Below are 21,685 nucleotides of genomic sequence, written 5' to 3' on the forward strand. Positions count from 1 at the left end.
GCTTATCCCCAATCCTCGTTTAGCCAATTTCTCAAAAGCTGTGCTACAGCCTCTGGTTTTTCGTCTACGAATTTTTCTATTAATATTCGAGCTTCGGACTTCTCTGTATAACCGATATCCTCAAGCTCTTCTTCCTCTTCCTGTGTAGAAGCAATCAAATCATCAATTGTAAGCTCCTGCTCCACAGGCTCCTCTTCTTCTGTACGAATACTTCTGAATACAACAAAGCCAAGCATTAAGAAGATAAGTGCTGCAAGTACAATCTGAAGGATATCTGTAAGCCCAATTCCTGAACCCTCAGAATACTGGAACATTGGAATCTCGTAAGCTACGATTTTAACGCTTGATGTTGGGAATCCTGTAGCCTGTGCAACTACTTCCACAATATCATCTGTAACCTCAAGCTGAACTGGATCAGAATTTTCTTTTACAAATTCATCAAATGTCTGTCCCAATTCCTCGAGAGTACCGTCGTCTTCCATCTTGTCCTGATTGTAGATTGCATATGTTTTACAGGTAACAGAAATTGAAGAATTATCAAGCTCTCTCTTACCCATTTCATCTGTGTGATTTGTGATAGTTTCATCTGGAAGATAATCTCTGTAGAATTCTTCTGTTGTGCTTTCAGACTGAGTACCATCCTCGATTACATAAGTAGTATCGTCGTCATTTGAATCTGTACCAGGCACGCCACCAGCACCTGAAGTGTTGGTTGAGTTTGAACCTGACTCACTATCTAAATAGCCTTCTGTACGACCTTCATCTACTGAATAATCGTAAGTAACAGAGCTATTTTCATCGAAATTCATTGAAAGATTAACGCCTACAGAAATATCATCATAAAGGTTTGTGCCTTCCAAAACAGTATGTACTCTATCTACGATTTCATTACTAGCTCTCTCTCGAACATCCTGATTTGCGCTAGCATTTCCTGCAGCTGAAACTGCGTCACCACCGGAGAATAAAACATTACCATTTGTATCCATGATAAAGATATTCTCTGTATCATCATTTCCAAGATTGACAGCAAGCGCTCTAGCTAAGCCAGCAGCTGTATCTCCTGAAATCTGTGAATTTAAATCAAGTGTAACATTGGCGTATGAATCTGCTTCTCTAGCAAGAATTGTTCCATCCTGCTCAGGAATAGTAAGAATAACTGTTGCAGAATTAACAGCAGTCTGAGACTCCAACATTTCCTCAAACTGATTTTCAAGATAAAGCTTATATTTCTTTTGTTTGTCAGCCTCGGTTGTAGAAAAGCTTCCGTCTACAACATCGTTGATAGAGTATCCTGAACTAGGAATGTCATTAGATCCAAGTAAAACATTGGCATTAGCTTTATCCTTGTCCTCAATATAGAAAGTAAAGCCATCCTCACTTGTCTCGTATGCGATTCCTTCGTCGTCAAGGAGCTGTTTAACCGATGCTGCCTGCACTCCGTCCTCACACTGGATTAACTGAACCATAGTAGGACGAGAAATAATCACTCCTAATATTATAAATGACACAATAACAACAGCAGTAATTGATACTATCAACACCTGCTGTCTTCTAGTAAACTTTCTCCACCATTCAAGTATTCGATTAATGATAGCTTGAATTTGTTCTGGCATATTGTTCTCCCTTTAATAATACCTAATTAGACCTGCATCTGCATAATCTGCTGATAAGCCTCAAGCACTCTATCACGAACTGCTACAGTATACTGTAATGCAATGTTTGCCTTCTGCTCTGCAATCATCAAATCATGAGTGTTGTCTGTCTCACCAAGCTGAAACGCAACTTCTTCTTTATGAGCCTGTTGAATCTGTGAGTTTGTATCCTCTAATAAGCTCATAACAGAATTAAGCATGCTTTGAAATCCTGTATCTGCGTTTACTTTTGTTTCGCTTGATGTAACTGGCGTTGCGCCATATAAACTCTGAATAGAACTAACGTCCATTTAATTCTCCTTTAATATCATCCCTGTCCAATTGAAATACCGCTTGTCGCCATTGACTTAATAGCCTGGAATGCAGTGGTATTTGCTTCGTATGCACGGCTGGCATCGATAAGGTTAGTCATCTCTGTAACAGTGTTTACATTTGGATAGCGAACGTATCCATTTTCGTCAGCATCTGGATGAGATGGATCGTACTCCATGATGTAGTCTGTCTCTGTATCCTCAGATACCTTCGAAACCTTTACACCATTTCCATTGTATGCAGCTGTACTCTCTTTGAGAATATTTCTAAAAGAAGGAGTGCCTGCCTTTAACTGTTTTTCCTGAAATGTAACTATTTTACGTGTGTAAGGGCCACCATTCTCTGTACGAGTGGTGTTGACATTTGCAATATTTTCAGCGATAACATCCATTCTGAAACGCTGTGCTGTCATACCTGATGCAGCAATGTCAAAAGGTTGAAATAATCCCATAGCCTTTCCTCCGTTTATTTAACAATCATGCTTATGAAATAACTGACTTGAAACGTCCAACTTCGTTGTTGACACTAGTTGTAAGAGTTTGATATCTGATTTGTTCAGAAGCAAGCTCTACGTTTTCTGTGTCCATGTCAACATTGTTGCCATCAAGTCTGTAAGAATAATTCTCGTAATCTGTATATTCAATGCCATCAACATGATTTCCATCATCGTCTAAGACATTAACCGCTCTTTCCAAGGAACGCTCATGAGTATTGATAAGTTCTTTTCTAAGAACACTCTCAAACTCTATATCCTGTCTCTTATAACCAGGAGTTGTAGCGTTTGCAATGTTATTCATAATAAGTGTCTGGCGCTGCCAGCTCACATCTGCTGTATTATCAAGTAAGTTGATATATCCAAATGCATCTGAACTAATCATATATACAATCCTCCTAGACTAATTTAATTATAAATTATATGTAAAAAAACACAAGGCTTTTTTACATCATGTAGTATATTTTATAAAATCTAAACACAAGAAATAGTGTCCTTCATTCATTTACTCAATTGCCATTAATAGTGTTGTATTTCGCGAATATTGTGGAAATATAGAATACAAATCTCCATCTTATAATCACTTTCATCATAAAATAATTTTGTGTTTAAGTTATGAATTATAACAAAAAAGGGACCTACAAATGTAAGTCCCTTTAAAAGAATCCTAATTATTTATTTTTCTTGATCTCGTTAAGCTCATCAAATACAACGTCGTTGAGAACCTTGATGTATGTACCCTTCATACCAGATGAACGAGATTCAATTACACCAGCTGACTCAAACTTACGAAGAGCATTTACGATAACTGATCTTGTTATACCAACTCTGTCAGCAATCTTTGAAGCAACGAGAACGCCTTCGTTTCCATCAAGCTCATCAAAGATATGGATGATAGCTTCAAGCTCTGAGTATGAAAGTGTAGAAATAGCACTCTTAACAACCTGGAGCTTTCTGTTCTCTTCTGCAGACTCTTCGTTTACTGAACGCATCATCTCAAGTCCTACTACTGTTGTACCGTACTCTGTAAGGATGATGTCATCGATATCGTACTGCTTATCGAATCTGTATACAAAAAGTGTTCCAAGTCTTTCACCAGCTATATCAATTGGTGCGATGATTGCTGAGTACATATCAATATCAGACTTTTCAAAACCTAATGTCTTTAAGTTAACATTTTCCTTTGTTGAAAGAATTGAAAGTAATCTCTCGTTTAAAAGTGGATCAATAAATCCGCCAACCTCGTCAACGATTAACTCACCGATTTCTGTTGTGTTTGGTAAGTGTGAAAGTCCAAGGACCTTACCCTTCTTAGAAATAACAAGTACTGAAGAATCCAAAATCTCTGTAAGTACAGAGCAAATGTCGTTGAAAACAACCTTTGATGAATTGTTATTGTGAAGAAGTTTTCCAATCTTTCTTGTCTTGTCTAATAACTGTACGCTCATTTAAAATGTATTCCTCCTGAATCTAAACACTGTATTGTGCCAAATCAATCTAACTGACGTCCCCGAACTAATGTGAAATTTGTACCAATTATAGCACCGATTAGAACAAATCGCAATAAATTTCAGAAAATTTACTACTATTTATTCTGATTTTCTACAAATCTACAATCATCATTTGCACAAACAAGTTTATTACCCTTTTCCACCATATAAGTTCCGCACTTTGGACACTTCTCAGTGGTTGGCTTTGACCAGCTAATAAAGTCACATTCAGGATGATTTGCACATCCGAAGAATTTTCTTCCCTTTTGAGACTTTCTAATAACTACATCGCCGCCGCACTTAGGGCATGGCACTCCTATCTTTTCAAGGAATGGTTTTGTATTTCTACATTCTGGAAATCCTGGACAAGCTAAGAATTTACCATGAGGCCCAAACTTAATTACCATGTTTCTTCCGCACTCTTCGCAGATAACATCAGTAACTTCATCATGAATCTCAACTTTTGCAAGTTCCTCTTCTGCCACTTCAACTGCCTTTTCAAGGTCTGGGTAGAAGTTTCTTACAACAGATTTCCATTCAACTGTTCCCTCTTCAACACCGTCAAGCAGTAATTCCAAGTTTGCAGTAAATTTATCATCAACAATTATAGGGAATGAAGCCTCCATAATTGAATTGACTACTTCGCCAAGCTCTGTAACAAAAAGGTTTTTAGCCTCTTTGGTAATATAATGACGCTTTAAAAGAGTTGTAATGGTAGGTGAATAGGTAGATGGTCTACCGATTCCAAGCTCTTCCAATGTCTTTACAAGAGATGCTTCTGTAAAATGAGGCGCTGGCTGTGTAAAATGCTGCTTTTCCTCAAAAGAATTAAATCCAAGCTTTGTATCTTCTGTAAGCTTTGATAATGGATGTGTCTTTGACTCTGCCTCATCATCTGCTGAAACATAAATCATCATAAATCCATCAAACTTAATTGAAGAATCAGATGCTGTAAATACATGATTCTTTGCTTGAACATTTAATGAAACTGTATCATAAACAGCATTAGCCATCTGGCTTGCCACAAATCTCTTCCATACAAGCTGATACAATCTAAACTGATCTCTAGTAAGACTTTCTTTAATCTCAGATGGAATCAATTCGATATTAGCAGGACGGATTGCTTCATGAGCATCCTGAACCTTGCCATTATTTTTCTTACCTGCATTTACAGGGGCTGATAAATATTCCTGACCGTAATTGCCAGTAATAAATTGTTCTGCTGCTGCTCTTGCTTCATCTGATACTCTTGTTGAATCAGTACGAAGATAAGTGATAAGACCGATTGTTCCGTGTCCCTTAACGCTAACACCTTCATAAAGCTGCTGAGCAACGCTCATTGTCTTTTGAATTGAGAAATTCAAAGCCTTTGATGCCTCTTGCTGCATTGTAGATGTAGTAAAAGGTAATGGAGCTTTCTTTTCCCTTGTTCCACGCTTGATTGAAGCAATATTAAAATCAGCGCCCTTTAAATCAGACATGATTTTATCAAGGCTTTCCTTGTCAGAAATATCCTTCTTGCCAGATGTATCACCATAATACTTAGCCACTATAGGCTTTTTCGCATCCTTTGCATCAAGCAATACATCAAGAGTGTAATATTCCTGTGGAATAAATTGTTCAATTTCCTTTTCTCTGTCGCAAATAATGCGAAGAGCAACAGACTGTACACGACCTGCTGAAAGGCCACGTTTAACCTTTGCCCAAAGAAGTGGTGAAATCTTGTATCCAACCATTCTATCAAGCATACGTCTCGCCTGCTGTGCATCAACTAAATCCATATCAATTTCTCTAGGATTCTTAAGTGAATTCTTTACAGCAGTCTTTGTAATCTCATTAAAGGTAATTCGATATACCTTTTTATCTTGTAAGTTGAGTGCGTGAGTAAGATGCCATGAAATAGCCTCTCCCTCACGGTCGGGATCAGTTGCGAGATAAATCTTATCTGCTTTCTTCACTTCTTTACGAAGTGCAGCAAGAAGCTCGCCCTTTCCACGAATTGTTATATATTTAGGTTCAAAATCATTCTCAGGGTCAAAGCCAAGCTGGCTTTTAGGCATATCACGAACGTGGCCCTGGGATGCCATTACCTCGTAATTGCTACCTAAAAACTTTTTGATTGTATGCACCTTTGCTGGTGACTCCACAATGACTAGATTTTTTGCCATGTTTTTTGCTCCTATTCACAAAGAAATCGAAAATCACTATACAACATTATTTTTTTCTTTTCAAGGAAAATTTTACCTATTGACAAAACAATTTAATAATTTTCATATAAAATCCATCAACAAATCACGCTGTTTTTACGTAATTATTTTTGAACACTTCAGAAAGCAATTCAAGCCGTTCTAACGAAAGCACAACAGACAATAAATTGAGATAATCCATGCCACTTTCCTCTATAACTGTGGAAATGCTTTTAGGATAATCATCAAACAATTTATATACCCTTTTCTGCTCCTCCGATAGAATAATTTTAGGCTTCTTTTCGGTGTTAATTTTCTTCGGATTTAGTCCATAAAAATTTGTTATATCAGCTATAAACTGATCTGTGTCGTATATGATTCCTGCCCCTTGGGCAATAAGTTTGTTGGTTCCAGCGCTTAATGAATCCCCTATTCTTCCAGGAGTAACAAAAATATCTTTGCCTTGCTCTAATGCAAAATCTGCCGTAATTAAAGAACCAGATTTCTCTCTTGCTTCAATTACAACAACAATATCTGAAAGAGCTGAAACTATCCTATTTCGTCTAGGAAAATTCATTGCTACCGGGCTTGTTCCCATCTGATATTCAGAAATAATTGCTCCACCAGATGAAACTATCTCTTCATATAATAATCTATTAGCAGTAGGATAAATCACATCACAGCCACTTCCTAAAACTGCTATAGTTTTACCCCCTGCATCTATACATCCTTTATGGCCATAAGCATCAATTCCTCTGGCCATTCCACTAATAACAGTGTATCCATTTTGTCCAAGCTTCTCTCCAATTTGGAGAGCAAGTCTTTTGCCGTAAGCGCTACATTGCCTAGCCCCTACAATGGAAATCGCCCTTTCAAAAGAAGGCATTTTCCCAACATAATAAAGGCCATATGGCTTGTCATAGATGTTTCTTAGCTTATCTGGATATGTCACATCCTCCATCGTTACAAAAGAAAAAGGTGAATGCGAAAACTCCTCATACTCTTTGGATAAGTCAAACTTTGCTCGATTGTTTATAAAAACATCGGCTGTTTTATTATCCACAAGTCCTGAATCCACCAAATCCTTTTTCGTTGCAAAATAGATATTATAACTATCGTAGAAATAATCAATAAGTTTATGCTTCTTTGAATACGTTATATCTTCGTTTCGCATAAACCAATACTGGTAAAGGTGTTTATCCATCAGATTCCCTCCTCCCAGTAATGCTTATCTAGGCCTCGATAGCAAATAGCCTCTTGAAGATGTAAAAGACTAATGTCCTCGCAGCCATCCATATCCGCTATAGTTCTAGCCACTCTCAGTACCTTGTGATAGGTTCTGGCTGTAAGGGAGTACTTTTCATACATCTCTTCCATATATTTAGCTTCTTCAGCCTTCAGTGGACAAAACATATCTATATGGCTACTAGGAATCTGACTGTTAAACTTAAAGTCATAATTCTTGTATCGCTTACGTTGAATTTCGTGAACACGCTCAACTCTGAGTCTTATATCAGCAGATGATTCGTTTTTCTGACGTAAGGCAATCTGTGCAAAATTCAAAGTAGGCGCTTCTACACAAATATCTATTCTATCAAGTAGCGGTTGAGATATCTTGGCCAAATATCTTTGAATTGACATCCTGCTACAATGACATCTGTTCAAATCCGGATAATATCCGCAAGAACAAGGATTCATTGCAGCCACCATTACAAAATCTGCCGGGAAGGTGAAGCTTCCTGATGCCCTAGAAATATTGACCTTTTTATCCTCAAGAGGCTGTCTAAGCATTTCTATGGTGGACTTTGTAAACTCAGTAAGCTCGTCTAAGAACAGGACGCCTCCATGAGCCAAGGATATTTCCCCTGGTTTTGGATTCTGTCCTCCACCAACTAATCCTTGAGGGGACACTGTATGATGTGGGCTTCTAAATGGTCTTTTCTTCATAAGACCGCCACGCTCATCAAACATACCACACACAGAATAAATCTTTGATAATTCTAACTGCTCATCTGAATCCATAGCAGGTAATATAGAAGGAATACATTTCGCTATCATGGATTTCCCTGCTCCTGGCGGTCCAACCATAAGCATATTATGCATGCCTGAAATAGCTACCTCGCAAGCCCTTCTTAAGGCCTGCTGTCCATTAATCATGGAAAAATCGTACTCCATGACTTCCTGAGATGTTTCTTCTATTTCAAGTGCTTCTCCTTTAGCTTCGAAGACACCTTCATTTAGTAGCTCGATTACCTCTGAAATCTGGCTTACGCCAATTGTTGTCAAATCGTTTACCAACCTAGCTTCCACTAAGTTATCTTTAGGAACAATCATTATCTGCAAATTATTCCTTCTGGCCTCCATAGCCATGGATAATACGCCATTTACAGGCTGAATTTTGCCATCTAAGCCTATTTCACCACACAGACATATAGATGGAAGCTTCTCGCAATTAATTATTCCAATAGCAGATAAAATAGCCACAGCAATAGGCAAATCAAAGCCTGCTCCTGTTTTTCTAATACTTGCTGGTGATAAATTGACCGTGATTCGCTTTATAGGAAGTGCATAGCCTGCATTCTTTAATGCAGCTCTCACCCTTTCCTTCGCTTCCTTCACTTCTGATGAAAGATAACCCACCATCTCAAAAATGGGCATACCTTCAGATATATCTGCTTCCACAGATATAAGTTTAGAATCAATACCGAAAATAGTAGCGGTATTTACAATACTATACAATTAAACTCCTCTGGAATTAAAATTGAAAATAGAAAAAGACAGGAGCTATCATAGCACACTCCTGTCTTAAAAACAATATCATTATTATCTAATCATCTCTGTTAAACCAAGCTTCTTGTGAACCTTGCGAAGAGTTTTATTTGCAAAATAAGATGCCTTTTCAGCGTTCTCCTTAATGCAACCGTCGATATATGCCTTATCCTTCTCAAGCTCTGCACAACGAACATGGAATGGTTCAAGCATATCTGCTACTGCTTCACCAACAGCAAGCTTGAAATCACCGTATCCTTTGCCCTCAAATTCCTTAGCAACTTCATCCATAGACTTGCCAGTAACAACGCCGTAGATTTCCATAAGATTTGATACGCCTGGCTTATTTTCAACATCATATCTTACTTCAGCATCTGAATCTGTAACAGCTTTCTTAAACTTACGGATAATAGTATCCTTGTCATCAATAAGATAGATTGTAGCATTAACATTCTCGTCTGACTTAGACATTTTCTTTGTTGGCTCAGCAAGAGACATAATTCTTGCACCTGCCTTAGGGAAGTACCCCTCAGGAATAGTAAATACATCACCATAGATGTTGTTGAAGCGCTCTGCAACGTCTCTACAGATTTCCAAATGCTGCTTCTGATCTGCCCCGATTGGAACTAAATCAGCCTGATATAAAAGAATATCTGCAGCCATTAATGCAGGATATGTAAATAGACCAGCGTTGATATTATCTGCATGCTTTGCAGACTTATCCTTGAACTGAGTCATACGGTTGAGCTCGCCCATGTATGTGTAGCAGTCAAGAATCCAACCTAACTGAGCATGTGCTGGCACATGTGACTGAAAATAAATACAGTTTTTCTGAGGATCAAGTCCTGCAGCCACATACTGTGTATAGATTCTTCTTGCATTTTGTCTAAATTCTGTAGGATTCTGTCTAACTGTAAGGGAATGTAAATCCATAACACCAAAGAAGCAATCATAATCCTCATGAAGATTTACCCAGTTCTTTAATGCTCCTATATAATTGCCAATGGTAAGCTTTCCTGTTGCCTGCATACCTGAATATAATACTTTCTTCTCTTTTTCCATAATGTTATCTCCAAATTACTTTTTATTCTTTAGTATATTTTTACGAATGTATTCGTTTGTCGCACTCTCACCGTGTTCAGCAAGATATGTAAGCATATCTTCCAATAAAGCCGCTGTTTTAGGATGCATCATATATCGGCCCTTGCCCCTATTGTAGTATTCCAAGGCACTAGCATCATTATACTTTTCCTTTTGATAAGTTTTGCAGGCTGCCACTCTATCACAATACATTTCAACCACGTATTTAACAGGCATTTCCATGCCAGTCATGTGATGATGCTCATCTAAACTATAATCTATCCAATATTCAAAGTGATGTTTGTTTCGACCCTTGTGATGAAGCCAGGCCATAGAAACTCCTGTCTCTAATCTTTCAGCATTATTAGGGCTTTGTGTCCCCTGATAATACTTAGCTCCCACTCTGAATTCAACCCATGAATACTTAGATAAATCATGTAGAAGCCCTTGCATATATAAACCTACAGCAAAGCATCCTTTTCTAACTAAACGACGATGATGGGTGATTGTTTTAAAATGCTCCCAAGCCTTCATTAATTACCTCTTTCCTAGCTTTACCCCAACAAGCACGCTGATGGAATTGCCTGGAACATTGATTGACTGTTGGTCATGTATAGGCTTTGGTTCAAAATCATCAGTATATTTAGCCGTGTTAAAGCACAAACGCCATCGTTTTCCTGGAGCCAAAAGCGGAAGTGCCATATCTACAGCATCATAGTGGAAGTTATAGCAAACAAATACTTCCTCTTCTTCATCAACATAAGCGCCATTATAAAGGACGCCCAATGCCTTTTGCTCCTCACCGATAGACATCATCCATGGCTCAGTACCATGAAATGACATATCTGGAAGACCTAAATGTCTGTAGTCGTTCATTAAAAATGGACTTTCAACTCTAAGACATTTATGGTTCTTTCTAAACTCAATTAAGTTTTTGACAAAGCTTGTAAGTGAATCCTTGCTCTTTGTCTTCGTAAAACAAGTGTATCCAACCTTATTATCCTGGCAATATGGATTGTTATTTCCAAGATGTGTAGCTGCAGCTTCATCTGCTGCCACAAACAATGGAACACTTTGAGAAAGCATCAACGCTGCAAAAGCATTTCGCATCTCTCTGAATCTATTAGCATTGATGGTCTTGTTTGTAGTCTTTCCTTCAACTCCATAGTTGAAAGAATAATTGTTGTTAGTACCATCTCTGTTATCTTCGCCATTATCCCAGTTGTGTTTTTCACCGTATGAATATGAATCCCACAATGAGAATCCGTTAACATTTGCCATGTAATTAACAAATCCATAGGCACTGTTTTGTCTGCGCATATGATTTGCAAACTGAACCATACTTCCGTTCATATGGTTTTCTATCTGACGAGTCACATTCATAAATGAATCGTTGTATACAAACAAATGCTTTTTACCTTTTTCGTTACAAAGGATTTCCTCTGGAATAAATTCGTAGAATATCTTTGTATCTGCTAAATAAGGCTCAGATGCAATACGTCCTATTGGAGCATTACATCCTACTATATGAAATCCATCTATGTGGAAATACTTAACATAATATTTTAAACATTCTAAGATAAGATCATCTGATGTTTCAGCAGCAAAAGCCATCTCCATAATGACTTCAAAACCACTGTTATGAAGATTGCTCACCATGTTGCGCAGGCCTTCGCATGCATTGGAAGCCCCACCAAAATAAGATGCCTTTGGTGCAAAATAATTAGCAATTCCGAATCCCCAATAGTTCTTCTTACCAGAGAATTCTTTTGTCTCGGTAATCATTCCCTTTGAGGATATCAGCATTTTATTATCTAAAAATAGCTCTTCAAAATCATAGAGAGGCATAAGCTCAATACTGGTAACGCCAATACTTTTCAGATAGGATTTTTTCGAAAGGAGCCCATTGAAATTGCCTACCTTAGATGCTGCCATATTAAATCCAGCAGTAAATCCGCGCATATGAAGCTTATAAAGAATCATATCCGATGGTGCAACCTCCACCTTTGTATCCTTCCACTTCTTCTCCACATGAGAGATTCCAGAATATACCGCAAACTCTTTTGTCTGACGCTCTTTTACATCTCCCCATTTATCGCGGCCTACAACTGCTGTGCAATATGGATCAAGTGCAGTTTTATCATCTTCTTTTATGAGATAACAAATCTTATCAATCTCTATACCAGTAACCTCAACAGAATATACTCTTCCAACGGCAAACTCTGGTAAAAGCTCTATTTCATGTAGCTGCTTTTTAGTCTTAATATCAAATAAAAGAATGGATGCTTTTTCCGTAGTAGATTTGATTGCTACTGTGAAAACAACACCATCCTTTGAACTTATCCTTGGACCATATTCTCTAAAATCGCCCCTCAATACCTTCATAACTATGCCTCGATTCCAAAAAGCTGTATATTAAACTCAATAAATAATTAATTTTACTAGACAATATTCCTGATGAATTATATCATAAGGACATGCCTTAAACAAATAAAATAAACAAAAGGAGTATAGAATGGACGAAAATCAGGTATTTCCAGTTGACAATGAAGATGATGATGTTGTTGTCACTTTAAGTTTGGATGATGGCTCAGAAGTAACATGTGAAATTCTCACAATCTTCGACATAGGCGATCAGGACTATATTGTACTTCTTCCTCTCGATGAAAACGGCGAGGAAAATTCTGAGGGACAGGTTTACATCTATCGTTATTTTGAGGATGAAACAGGCGCTCCTTCTCTTGACAACATCGAGTCTGATGAAGAATACGATGCTGTAGCTAAAAAGTTCGATGAGCTTTACGGTGAAGCATTAGACGAAGAATAATTCAGCTCATCTAAGAATCGGGATTTATCCCGGTTCTTTTTATTTGTATAGGTCAAATACAGATTCCTTTTTGTCCTGGTAATTCCAACATAGAACAATCGACGCTCTGCCTCCATCTCCTCCTTAGAATCAGCTTTATTGCTAGGGATTATTCCATCATTTACGCCTATTATAAATACATTTTCAAACTCCAAGCCCTTGCTAGAGTGCAACGTATAAAGTCCGATTTTATTCTTTTTATCTATCACCTTTGTCTTGTTTTCATAATCCACTTTAAGCCTCATAATATTTAGCTTATCAATCGCCTGCTTTATAGTCTTGCAGTCCTTTGTCATTTCAATAAAAAAATCCAAGACATCATAGTATTCGCTAACATCTGCATTCTGCTTTACTGCCTCTTCCCTCAAGAAGCTATCATAGCCCATCACATTCTTTATGTAATTAACAGCAGCGCATGGGGACATTTTACTTATCAAATTTACGTCCGCGATCAACGCTTCTGTAGCCCTTAGGCAGCCTGGATTATCGTTATAGAAGGATTTCATCCCCTGTAAATTTCCTCTGTACTCTACACTTCTTCTGTGCAGGAAGCGATTTGGGCGATTAAGGATAGATAAAAGCCTGGCTCTCGTTTCATTTCCAATAGCAATTTGAAAATATGCTTCCAAATCTGAAATGATGAAATGAGAATAAATATTAGGCATTTTCTCTTTTAGATAAAATGGTATTTTTGACTCCAGTAGTTTATCAACTATGTACCTTGCGTCAGAATGATTACGATACAGAATTGATATTTCATCAAAGGATGTTCCCTTAGCAGAAAGCTCATTAATCTTTGAAATAATGTATTCTGCTTCATCGCCCTCGGATTTAAGTTCTTTAATACACAAATTCCCCTCATCAGCAGTAGCCATAATTTTCTTTGGAAAGCGCATTGTATTTTTTGATATTAAATTTCCTGCTTTTTCCACAATATTGGTAGGATTTCTATAGTTGTAATCAAGTACCACAACCTTAGAATCCGGATAATGATTTCTAAAATCCTCCATTAATTTAGGATTCGCACCTCTGAAGCCATATATAGACTGGTCATCATCTCCAACGCAAAAAATATTATTAGTCCTGGCGGATAACATTTTAATCAGTTGAAACTGCAAATCGTTCATATCCTGCATTTCATCTACAAGAAAATATGAAAACCGATTCTGCCATTTTTTAAGAATTTCTGGTTTTTGTAAAAAAATCTCGTAAGCCTTCTTTAGCATGTCATCAAAATCTATGACATGATATTTAGCCTTAAGATTTTCGTAGGCTAAAACAAAATCTCTAAGTTCTTTCTTATCAACAGCCTTTGGCAGATAATTATCCATTCCTCCCACTCGATTATTTATCACCGATAGTTCCGACGAAAAGCTTTTTACAAGCAAACTATCATCATGGTCCAAGTTAACCTTTGCCATTGCCTCTCTGATAATTTTCGTTCTGGTATTTCCAAGGATAATATCTGTAGATTTAAAGCCAATTTCTTTTTGTAGAATTCCCCAAAATAAAGAATGGAACGTTCCAAAAGTCACAGGATGAATATCATCTGATAACCTTTCGAAACGTTCCTTCATTTCTAAAGCTGCAGCCTTGGTAAATGTAATCACCAGGATTTCTCGAGCCGGTACACCAGATTCTATAAGAGCACAAACACGCCTTGTAAGCACAGCAGTCTTGCCACTGCCTGGACCTGCCAAAACAAGACAAGGTCCATTCTTGTGTGAAACTGCTTTTTGCTGGCTATCATTAAGATTCATAATTTATTGATAACCGTGTTTCTATATAGAGGTTTCCCAACTCTATCTGCAAGTATTTAATTATTTAGACAGCTTCTCGATAGCTGCTTTGATTCGTTTAATTGACTCTTCTTTTCCAAGAATCTCCATGAGCTCAGTTGCACCACCAGGAGTCATCTGCTTACCTGAAACAGCTGTACGTACTGGCCAAAGCACATATCCATTCTTGTATTCATGCTCTGTAGCAAATCCAGAAAGAAGTGCATATAAAGCATCATTTGAGTAATCATCCTGTGCCTCAAGTACAGGAAGAAGCTCTTTCAAAACTGCAAGTGAAGACTCTTCGTTTGTCTTCATCTTTTTATGAGTATACATTGAGCTATCATACTCAGGTACTGCATCGAAGAAATCAACATGATCCTTGATATCAGGGAAGATTTCAATTCTAGTCTGAACCATCTTTGCAATCTTCTTTAAATCATAATCACCCTTGATGTATTCCTTGAGATAAGGCTCAGCCATCTCATAGAACTTATCAAAATCCATAGCCTTCATGTATTCGCCATTCATCCACTTAAGCTTTGTAATATCAAAGACTGCTGGTGACTTTGAAATACGATGATAATCAAACTCCTTAACAAGCTCTTCTAATGAGAAGATTTCGTTATCATTTTCTGGTGACCATCCAAGTAGAGCAACAAAGTTGACAACTGCTTCTGTCAAGAATCCCTGCTCAATTAAATCTTCATAAGATGAATGACCTGAACGCTTTGAAAGCTTCTGGTGCTCCTCATTTGTGATAAGTGGGCAGTGAATATACTTTGGAACTTCCCAACCAAATGCTTCGTAAAGACGATTGTACTTTGGTGAAGAAGAAATATATTCATTACCACGAACAACGTGTGTAATACCCATAAGGTGATCATCAACAACGTTTGCAAAATTGTAAGTAGGATATCCATCAGACTTGATAAGAATCATATCATCAAGCTCTGCATTATCTACTGTAATATCTCCGTACAACTCATCTACAAATGTAGTTGTACCTGTACGAGGATTGTTCTGACGAATAACATAAGGCTTTCCAGCAGCAAGATTTGCTTCTACCTCTTCCTTTGAAAGGTTTAAGCAATGCTTGTCATAAATGTGGATTTCCTTACCACCAATAACCTGCTTGCACTCTTCAAGGCGCTTATCATCACAGAAGCAATAATATGCCTCTCCTTTTTCAACAAGCTGCTTTGCATATTCAAGATAGATGCCCTGTGCCTGACGCTCAGACTGAACGTAAGGGCCAAAGCCTTTATCCTTATCTGGTCCCTCATCATGGATAAGACCTGTAGCAGCAAGTGTTCTATAAATAATATCTACAGCACCTTCAACAAGACGCTCCTGGTCTGTATCTTCGATTCTAAGAAGAAAATCTCCTCCCTCGTGCTTTGCTACTAAGTAAGCATAAAGAGCTGTACGAAGATTACCTACATGCATTCTTCCTGTAGGTGATGGTGCGAAACGTGTTCTAACCTTACTCATTTTATACCTCGCATAAAATCAAATTAATTTAAGACTTACATAAAATTGCAGTCCTAAACTATTCTATACTAATTTTGTAAATTTTCAAGTATATACCGTTACGTTATATAATGTAACGTTGTGTATAATAATATCCTGTCGTATAATCAGATTTATGGTGACTCGTAAAATTAGAAAAGATGAATTGAATAATTTCTACCAATCCAAATTTGATTATTTCAGGGTTGTCAGTGGCTATTCCGCTATCTTAATTGGTCTTTTAGAGATGACCTATTTCATCTCCGATTGCATTTTATATGGAAGGTTTGCAACAGAAACCGTCATCCCTCGATTTTCAATTGTAATCCCTCTTATCCTATTTCTGATTTTGTATCCAAGGATAGTTGATTACAAATGGGGAACTCTCCTATATTATTTGATGCCACATGCAGCTATGTGGTGTACAATATGGGCCATTTATCATCTTGAAAACCGAGACTATGCTCGTGAAGGCTTCATCATTATGCACTTTGCTTTCCTGGCCATTGGCTTTGCTACACCTCTGAAGTACCACATAGTTTTGCACGCTCTTTTGATGGCCAACATCATCGTTTCAAATATGTGGAATCATTATGAGTATTACACCATCATGTTAGCACTTGCAATTCCGCTTTATATCGGTGTTGTTATTATGCTTTGGATTTTGGAAAACTCATACGCTGATCAATACCTTGTTAAAAAGCAGTTGGAAATAAGCTCTGTATCAGATGAGCTCACAGGCGTAAATAACCGTTACATTATCAATGAAATAATCGATAATAAAACAGACAGAATTATACTCAACAAAGACATAGTAATTCTTATGTTTGATATAGATTTCTTCAAAAATGTCAACGATACCTACGGTCATGAAGCTGGCGATGAGATATTAAAATATGTATCAGCAAAAATTAAAAATCAACTTTCAAAAGATGATTATATTATTCGTTGGGGCGGAGAAGAATTCATAATAATCCTTGTAGATTACTCAACGGATAAAGCCCTAGAGCTAGCTGAAAAACTTCGTTCTGATGTTGAACAATCAGATAATGGCATTTGCCCTGTAACAATCTCTATGGGCCTTTGCAAATACAATAAAAACGAAACATATCATCAATGTGTGGACAAAGCCGACAAGGCTTTATACTACGCAAAGAATCACGGTCGTAATCAAATTATTAACTATAATGACTTATAAAACTAAAGCCATCTAGCTTCTAACTAGATGGCTTAATTTATATCATTATAAAGTATTTACAAATCTCATAAATGCTTCCATTCCTTCTTCTGTGCACTTATATACTCCAGCACACTCAAGAACTTCACAGAAGACCTTACCAATCTCCTGCTGAAGGATTTCATTTACATTGCTTTCATCAATCTTATCGTAATTCTTTGAAAAGCTTTCAACCCAATCAGCATGTTTTTCAAGTGCTTCATCTGCTCTTAAATCCTTGCCATTAACAATATAATCAGCAAGCTGCTCCATTTCACCTTTAAGACGGCTAGGAAGAACTGCAAGTCCCATTACCTCGATTAGACCAATGTTTTCCTTCTTAATATGATGTAAGTGAGCATGTGGATGATAAACTCCAAGAGGATGTTCCTCTGTTGTAATATTGTTTCTAAGAGCTAAATCAAGCTCAAACAAATCTCCTCTTTTTCTAGCAATAGGAGTAATTGTATTGTGCTTTTCTCCATCTGTTTCTGCAAATATAAATGCTGATTCGTCTGTATATCCTCTCCATGCATTTAAGATATGTTCAGCAAAATCAATGATTCTCTTTTCATCCTTGCACTGAAGACGAATAACTGAAAGTGGCCACTTAACTATGCCTGCTTTCACATCCTCATATCCCTTTACAGAGAACTCCTTAATAATAGGAGCTTTTTCCATTGCAAATGTATAATGACCACCCTGGAAATGATCATGGCTAAGGATAGAACCACCAACAATAGGAAGGTCTGCATTACTTCCAAGGAAATAATGTGGGAAAAGCTTTACAAAATCAAAAAGCTTTACAAATGTAGCACGTTCGATTTTCATTGGTGTATGCTCACCGTTGAATACGATGCAGTGCTCATTGTAGTAAACATAAGGACTGTACTGGAATCCCCACTTGCTATCATTAATAGTGATAGGAATTATACGATGATTCTCTCTAGCAGGATGATTTGTACGTCCTGCGTATCCCTCGTTTTCCATGCAAAGCTGACACTTAGGATATGCTGATTGCTTTGCATTCTTTGCAGCCGCAATAGCCTTTGGATCCTTTTCAGGCTTTGATAGGTTGATAGTGATATCAAGTGTTCCGTAATCGGTTTCTGTGGTCCACTTTAAATCCTTCTTTACTCTATATGTACGAATATAGTCAGAATTACGACTCATATTATAGAAGAAATCTGTAGCAGCCTCTGGCCCTTCGTTCTTATATATATCATTGAATTTATCAATAACCTGTGATGGTCTTGGGCAAAGCTGATTCATAAGCTTTGTATCAAACAAATCTCTGTATGTAATGGAATCTTCTATAATTCCTCTTTTGACCGCTTCATCAAGTAAATCCTTTAACACATCTTCTAATACTATATTAGATAAATCACAATCAGGATCAGTGTACTCATCTTCCTTCATGCACTCTAGCAAAAGATTTGTTGTGTAGATTCTTTCACTCTCTGGTGTAAGTCCTGTATCAATTCCATACTGAACTAATTTCTTTATACTTTCCTGCAACATATTTCCCCTCCGAATCTAATGAAATAATAACTATGAAGATTGTCCATCTGGAAACTATTTTACACCTTTTCGGTTTTCTACTTCAAGTATTCTTGCAGGGAAAAATTGCAAAAACGACCATTCAAAAAATCCACTCATCAACTCGCAGTTGAGCAACATAAACAAATTGGAGATAAAAAATTGTGCAAAAACACTATACATAGTTATAAAACCATGTTAATATTGCGACTCGTGTTTCAAGTATAACTTAAAACACTGATAGCAATAACATGTTCATTATTCACGGAGGAATAAAATGAAAAAAACAACAACACAGAAAACAAAACAACAGAGCGTAAGAACAAAACTTATCTCTGTTATGCTCTTAGTATCAATTGTTCCTTTGTTAGTTGCCGTAGCAATCAGCTATAACAGCTCAACTAACAGTGCAGAGGAAACAGCAAAGCAGAATTTGAACTGGCAGGCAAAATACATTGAGTCTGAAGTAGACAAGATGTTAATCAAAGCTGAGACTTCACTTGGAAGCTTCGCTTCTTCTCCAGAGACAATCGCTTTCTTAAAGGGCGAGCTTGAAGATTCATCAGTAGTAAAGGCTCAGATGGTACAGATTAATGAGTCATTCAACGATGACAATACTATCGTTATGTCAAATGCAAACGGTGATATGGTACTTCGTAGTGATGATGGCGAATTAAAGAACATCGGCGAAAGAGATTACTTCCAGGCTGCAATCAAGGGCGAAACTTACGTATCAAATGTATTCGTAAGCTCAGTTACAAACTCAAGAAACATTTGTGTAGCCGTACCTATCTATGATACAAACGGTACTACAGTTCTCGGTGTTGTACATAAAACATTAAACCCAGATGATATTCATACATTATTAGCAGAAGAAGCTGATGAAGCATTCGTTGTAGATAAAAACGCAGATATGGTTGCTCACTCAGATTTCGAAATCGCAGCAACAGACGAAGCACAGAACTTCTCTTCTTCACCATATATGACATCAGAAGATGAAACTGGCTTCTATATTAGTACAGCAAAGGGTTATCCTGTATATGTAAGCTATGTAAGAAATGCTTCATCAGGATACGTAATCTGCGCAGCTGAAGCTCAGAAGGACATTGTTGCCGAAGCTAGACAGGGCGCAATGATAATTATTATGACTGGTATCGCTATGGTTATAGCTGTATTAGTTCTTTCTATCATTATTGCAAACAACTTTACAAAGCCAATGCTTGAGGTAAACAAGTTATTATCAGCATTAGCTAACGGTGAGTTTAAGAAAACAGATAAATTTACAAAGCGTACAGACGAATTTGGTCAGATGATCAACAACGCAAACTCTCTTATTGATAAGCTTTCAGCTATCGTAGGTCATATTAAGGATTCTACAAACACTGTAGGCGAGTCATCAGACGAGTTATCAGAGATGGCAAACCAGATTGCTGCTACTACAGAATCAGTTGCTGTTGCAGTTCAGCAGATTGCTAGTGGCGCTGTAGAGCAGGCTGAGGAAATCCAGTCAGCTGCAGATAGCACAAACCAGATTACAACAGCTGTAGACAACGTACAGTCTTCTACAAACGATATGTCTAACCTTGCAGATCGTATGAAGTCAGCATCAGAAGCATCAAGCAACTCTCTTGCTACACTTCAGGCTACAAGCTCTGAAATGACATCTAAGATTGAAGAGATTTCTTCTAAGATTTCTTCAACACAGAACGCTGTTGCAAACATCAACGAACGTGTTGAGGGTATTTCTGGCATCGCTGCTCAGACTAACCTTCTTTCACTTAACGCTTCTATCGAAGCTGCAAGAGCTGGTGAGGCTGGTAAGGGCTTCGCAGTAGTTGCTGAGGAAATCAGAAAGCTTGCTGATGATTCAGAAAACCTTGCATCAGAAATTAGAATTCTTATGGATCAGCTTTTAGCTGAGGCTGAGCAGGCTGTTACAGCTGCTGCTCTTGTTATGAACGGAAATGAAGAACAACAGAAGGCCCTTGGCGAGACACTTTTCGCTGTAGAGGGAATGCTTCAGGATATCGAAGAAACTGTAGCTAGCGTTTCAAAGATTTCTGGTGAAGCAAATAATTGTGTAAACTCAAACACAGTAGTAGCAAACGCTATGTCATCACTCTCTGCTATTTCAGAGGAAAACGCAGCATCATCAGAAACAACAGGTGCTTCAGTTGAAGAGCTTTCAGCTACAGTTACAAACCTTGCAGAATCTGCAACTAATCTTAGAGACATCGCTGAGCAGTTAAATGAAGAGATGAAGTTCTTCAAGTAAGGTAATTATAGTCATTTGGAGGATTAGAAATGTCTAATTTAATTACTAAAACAGATAATAATGTTGACGAAAAGCAATATATTATTTTCACTTTAAATAACGAGTTTTACGGTATCGACATCATCAATATCAACACTATTATTATGATGCCAGAGATTACTGATGTACCTCTCGCTCCTGATTATATTAAGGGAATGATTAGCTTACGTGGACACGTAATTCCTGTAATTGATTTGCATAAGCGTATGAATTACGGCGAAGAAATCATCACAAAGGATACACGTGTTATCGTATTCAACATCAACGAAAACGAGCAGGTTGGCATCGTAGTTGATTCCGTTAAGGAAGTAATGGTTATTTCTGGTGAAGAAATCGATTACCCATCTCCTTTTATTAAGTCTGATGAATCATTCATCTCAGGTGTAGGTAAAAAGACAGATATGCTTATATCTATTCTTGATATCAACTCACTTGTTGATGAAAAGGCTATTGAGGAATGTGTAGCATAATATAAGAA

Annotated in this window: 18 protein-coding genes; 4 read left to right on the forward strand and 14 right to left on the reverse strand. The window is 37.5% G+C overall.

Features of this window, described 5'->3' with window-relative positions; translation table 11 throughout:
- Nucleotides 1–2: 2 nt before the first annotated feature.
- From BMY66_RS02620 to BMY66_RS02670, 11 genes are all read right to left on the reverse strand, one after another.
- The gene (locus tag BMY66_RS02620) at nt 3–1,613 is read right to left on the reverse strand and encodes a flagellar M-ring protein FliF C-terminal domain-containing protein (protein ID WP_090394035.1); all 1,611 of its coding nucleotides are present in this window, start codon (nt 1,611–1,613) and stop codon (nt 3–5) included.
- Nucleotides 1,614–1,639: 26 nt separating this feature from the next.
- On the reverse strand, nt 1,640–1,942 hold the full coding sequence (gene fliE, locus BMY66_RS02625; RefSeq protein WP_033153968.1) for a flagellar hook-basal body complex protein FliE: 303 nt from the start codon (nt 1,940–1,942) through the stop codon (nt 1,640–1,642).
- A gap of 17 nt (nt 1,943–1,959) precedes the next feature.
- Nucleotides 1,960–2,415 carry a flagellar basal body rod protein FlgC gene (flgC, locus tag BMY66_RS02630; RefSeq protein ID WP_033153967.1) on the reverse strand — a complete coding sequence of 152 codons (456 nt, stop codon included), beginning with the start codon at nt 2,413–2,415 and terminating at the stop codon, nt 1,960–1,962.
- A gap of 31 nt (nt 2,416–2,446) precedes the next feature.
- Nucleotides 2,447–2,842 (reverse strand): flagellar basal body rod protein FlgB, encoded by a 396-nt coding sequence (gene flgB / locus BMY66_RS02635; protein ID WP_033153966.1) that lies wholly within the window; start codon nt 2,840–2,842, stop codon nt 2,447–2,449.
- Between the two features lie 286 nt (nt 2,843–3,128).
- Nucleotides 3,129–3,905, reverse strand: coding sequence for a GTP-sensing pleiotropic transcriptional regulator CodY (gene codY, locus BMY66_RS02640; protein WP_044934105.1), 777 nt, complete (start codon nt 3,903–3,905; stop codon nt 3,129–3,131).
- 137 nt (nt 3,906–4,042) lie between these two features.
- Entirely contained in the window at nt 4,043–6,115 is a 2,073-nt protein-coding gene (topA, locus tag BMY66_RS02645) for a type I DNA topoisomerase (RefSeq protein WP_090394036.1), read from the reverse strand.
- A 124-nt stretch (nt 6,116–6,239) separates the two neighbouring features.
- Nucleotides 6,240–7,337, reverse strand: coding sequence for a DNA-processing protein DprA (dprA, locus tag BMY66_RS02650; protein WP_044934101.1), 1,098 nt, complete (start codon nt 7,335–7,337; stop codon nt 6,240–6,242).
- Entirely contained in the window at nt 7,337–8,872 is a 1,536-nt protein-coding gene (locus tag BMY66_RS02655) for a YifB family Mg chelatase-like AAA ATPase (protein WP_090394037.1), read from the reverse strand. The genes dprA and BMY66_RS02655 overlap by 1 nt, the downstream gene beginning before the upstream one ends.
- An 84-nt stretch (nt 8,873–8,956) precedes the next feature.
- A complete protein-coding gene (trpS, locus tag BMY66_RS02660) occupies nt 8,957–9,964 on the reverse strand; it encodes a tryptophan--tRNA ligase (protein WP_044934097.1) in 1,008 nt (335 codons plus the stop codon).
- Between the two features lie 15 nt (nt 9,965–9,979).
- Nucleotides 9,980–10,516 (reverse strand): DUF5662 family protein, encoded by a 537-nt coding sequence (locus BMY66_RS02665; protein WP_044934095.1) that lies wholly within the window; start codon nt 10,514–10,516, stop codon nt 9,980–9,982.
- A 3-nt stretch (nt 10,517–10,519) separates the two neighbouring features.
- Nucleotides 10,520–12,367 carry a GlgX family protein gene (locus BMY66_RS02670; protein WP_090394038.1) on the reverse strand — a complete coding sequence of 616 codons (1,848 nt, stop codon included), beginning with the start codon at nt 12,365–12,367 and terminating at the stop codon, nt 10,520–10,522.
- Between the two features lie 130 nt (nt 12,368–12,497).
- On the opposite strand from BMY66_RS02670, the gene BMY66_RS02675 reads away from it, so the two are divergent.
- Nucleotides 12,498–12,809 carry a DUF1292 domain-containing protein gene (locus tag BMY66_RS02675; RefSeq protein WP_074790351.1) on the forward strand — a complete coding sequence of 104 codons (312 nt, stop codon included), beginning with the start codon at nt 12,498–12,500 and terminating at the stop codon, nt 12,807–12,809.
- Here BMY66_RS02675 and BMY66_RS02680 read toward each other — a convergent pair.
- On the reverse strand, nt 12,782–14,608 hold the full coding sequence (locus BMY66_RS02680; RefSeq protein ID WP_090394039.1) for an ATP-dependent helicase: 1,827 nt from the start codon (nt 14,606–14,608) through the stop codon (nt 12,782–12,784). The two genes, BMY66_RS02675 and BMY66_RS02680, sit on opposite strands and share 28 nt — an antisense overlap.
- A 60-nt stretch (nt 14,609–14,668) precedes the next feature.
- Nucleotides 14,669–16,120, reverse strand: a complete 1,452-nt coding sequence (gltX, locus tag BMY66_RS02685; protein ID WP_090394040.1) for a glutamate--tRNA ligase — start codon at nt 16,118–16,120, stop codon at nt 14,669–14,671.
- Between the two features lie 154 nt (nt 16,121–16,274).
- Between gltX and BMY66_RS02690 the strand changes: the two genes are divergently transcribed.
- On the forward strand, nt 16,275–17,336 hold the full coding sequence (locus BMY66_RS02690) for a GGDEF domain-containing protein (protein ID WP_081821929.1): 1,062 nt from the start codon (nt 16,275–16,277) through the stop codon (nt 17,334–17,336).
- Nucleotides 17,337–17,381: 45 nt separating this feature from the next.
- Here the strand turns inward: BMY66_RS02690 and galT are convergent, their stop codons facing one another.
- Nucleotides 17,382–18,875, reverse strand: coding sequence for a UDP-glucose--hexose-1-phosphate uridylyltransferase (gene galT / locus BMY66_RS02695; RefSeq protein ID WP_090394041.1), 1,494 nt, complete (start codon nt 18,873–18,875; stop codon nt 17,382–17,384).
- Nucleotides 18,876–19,170: 295 nt separating this feature from the next.
- On the opposite strand from galT, the gene BMY66_RS02700 reads away from it, so the two are divergent.
- Both BMY66_RS02700 and BMY66_RS02705 read left to right on the forward strand, forming a co-directional pair.
- Nucleotides 19,171–21,168, forward strand: a complete 1,998-nt coding sequence (locus tag BMY66_RS02700; protein ID WP_090394042.1) for a methyl-accepting chemotaxis protein — start codon at nt 19,171–19,173, stop codon at nt 21,166–21,168.
- A 29-nt stretch (nt 21,169–21,197) separates the two neighbouring features.
- On the forward strand, nt 21,198–21,677 hold the full coding sequence (locus BMY66_RS02705; RefSeq protein ID WP_044934081.1) for a chemotaxis protein CheW: 480 nt from the start codon (nt 21,198–21,200) through the stop codon (nt 21,675–21,677).
- Nucleotides 21,678–21,685: the final 8 nt, after the last annotated feature.

Origin of the sequence: Pseudobutyrivibrio sp. C4 (assembly GCF_900111635.1) — a bacterium.
Lineage (GTDB): Bacteria > Bacillota > Clostridia > Lachnospirales > Lachnospiraceae > Pseudobutyrivibrio > Pseudobutyrivibrio ruminis.

Coding starts and splice junctions, on each gene's coding strand:
- topA (WP_090394036.1), bottom strand. CDS start 6,115: ATGGCAAAAAATCTAGTCATTGTGGAGTCACCAGCAAAGGTGCATACA.
- codY (WP_044934105.1), bottom strand. CDS start 3,905: ATGAGCGTACAGTTATTAGACAAGACAAGAAAGATTGGAAAACTTCTT.
- gltX (WP_090394040.1), bottom strand. CDS start 16,120: ATGAGTAAGGTTAGAACACGTTTCGCACCATCACCTACAGGAAGAATG.
- BMY66_RS02670 (WP_090394038.1), bottom strand. CDS start 12,367: ATGAAGGTATTGAGGGGCGATTTTAGAGAATATGGTCCAAGGATAAGT.
- flgC (WP_033153967.1), bottom strand. CDS start 2,415: ATGGGATTATTTCAACCTTTTGACATTGCTGCATCAGGTATGACAGCA.
- dprA (WP_044934101.1), bottom strand. CDS start 7,337: ATGGATAAACACCTTTACCAGTATTGGTTTATGCGAAACGAAGATATA.
- flgB (WP_033153966.1), bottom strand. CDS start 2,842: ATGATTAGTTCAGATGCATTTGGATATATCAACTTACTTGATAATACA.
- trpS (WP_044934097.1), bottom strand. CDS start 9,964: ATGGAAAAAGAGAAGAAAGTATTATATTCAGGTATGCAGGCAACAGGA.
- BMY66_RS02700 (WP_090394042.1), top strand. CDS start 19,171: ATGAAAAAAACAACAACACAGAAAACAAAACAACAGAGCGTAAGAACA.
- BMY66_RS02665 (WP_044934095.1), bottom strand. CDS start 10,516: ATGAAGGCTTGGGAGCATTTTAAAACAATCACCCATCATCGTCGTTTA.
- BMY66_RS02675 (WP_074790351.1), top strand. CDS start 12,498: ATGGACGAAAATCAGGTATTTCCAGTTGACAATGAAGATGATGATGTT.
- BMY66_RS02620 (WP_090394035.1), bottom strand. CDS start 1,613: ATGCCAGAACAAATTCAAGCTATCATTAATCGAATACTTGAATGGTGG.
- fliE (WP_033153968.1), bottom strand. CDS start 1,942: ATGGACGTTAGTTCTATTCAGAGTTTATATGGCGCAACGCCAGTTACA.
- BMY66_RS02690 (WP_081821929.1), top strand. CDS start 16,275: ATGGTGACTCGTAAAATTAGAAAAGATGAATTGAATAATTTCTACCAA.
- BMY66_RS02705 (WP_044934081.1), top strand. CDS start 21,198: ATGTCTAATTTAATTACTAAAACAGATAATAATGTTGACGAAAAGCAA.
- galT (WP_090394041.1), bottom strand. CDS start 18,875: ATGTTGCAGGAAAGTATAAAGAAATTAGTTCAGTATGGAATTGATACA.
- BMY66_RS02680 (WP_090394039.1), bottom strand. CDS start 14,608: ATGAATCTTAATGATAGCCAGCAAAAAGCAGTTTCACACAAGAATGGA.